The organism is Actinocorallia lasiicapitis (assembly GCF_054778695.1).
The window spans coordinates 1-1,029 of record NZ_BAAGZI010000779.1 but is presented as its reverse complement, the minus strand read 5'-3'; the positions used below and the strand labels follow the sequence as shown (position 1 = coordinate 1,029).

Below are 1,029 nucleotides of genomic sequence, written 5' to 3'. Positions count from 1 at the left end.
CGCGCCCGCAGCAGACCGTCCCGCCGGTCGCCGTCCCGGTGATCCCGCCGGTGCAGGTCCCGGCCGTGCCGGCACCCGCCCCGTCGCCGCTGGTGGCGGCCAACCCGGAGCTGGTGCTGTCGCACCACTCGCCGGTGCTGGTCACGGGCAGCGCCCCCGCCAAGCTTGACGTCGCGGAGGACGCCGACCTCGCCTCGGAGCTGCGTTCCTACAGCGGCCCCGACGACTCGCCCATCGGACCGAAGACCGGCTTCGCCGTCGTCGGCGTCCTGCTGCTGCTCGGTCTGGTCTCCGCCCAGCTCGTGAAGGGGCGGCTGCGCCGCTCGGGGTCGGGTGAGGCGTCATGATCCGGCCGTTCGCCGCCGTCGTGGCGTTGAGCCTCCTGGGCGCGGTCAGCGCCTGCGGCGGCACCGATTCGTCCGCCGACACCGGCCAGACCGTCCCGGAGGCCACGGCCGCCGCGCCGGCCGCCACGGCCGAGGTCCTCACCAAGGTCAAGAGCGTCCGGCCCGCCTACCTGGTCACCCAGGAGAAGCCGTTCTCCGCGGAGCAGGTCAAGGCGATCCGCGAGCTGAAGGGCGTCGGCCAGGTCGCGCTGATCGGCTACAAGCAGCTGTCGATGTACGACCGGCAGCTCGCGACCGCGGCCGTCGACCCGGTGACGTTCCGCCCGTTCACCTACCCCGACACCGCCAACTCGGCGCCGCTCTGGACGGCCGTCCGCGACGGCGACGGCCTGATCAGCCACGAGGTCGGCACCCGCGACCATCTGCCGCTCGCGGCGAGTATGCCGGTCGGCTGGGGCACCCTCAGGTTCGCCGGGCTCGCGACCACGGTCCCGGGGATCGATCTGACGGTCGGTGTCATCACCGGCCGTTCGCTGGGCGTCCCGTTCGGCAACGGGGTCGTGCTGTCGGCCGACTCCGACGCCCAGCAGCTCAAGCAGCGGCTGGCCGAGCGGCTCGGCGCGGCGGCGCTGGTCCGTCCGATCGTCACCGCGGCGACCGCCCCCGCGGGCGGGTCGATCCT

General features: G+C 74.2%; 2 protein-coding genes. Both read left to right on the top strand.

Annotated elements, in window-relative coordinates; genetic code table 11:
- Nucleotides 1–347, top strand: a 347-nt coding sequence (locus ACYVE7_RS34570; RefSeq protein ID WP_460370848.1) for a hypothetical protein, incomplete at its 5' end; no start/stop codon positions are given.
- The coding region (locus ACYVE7_RS34565; RefSeq protein WP_460370846.1) for a hypothetical protein at nucleotides 344–1,029 on the top strand (686 nt) is incomplete at its 3' end. The genes ACYVE7_RS34570 and ACYVE7_RS34565, both read left to right, overlap by 4 nt.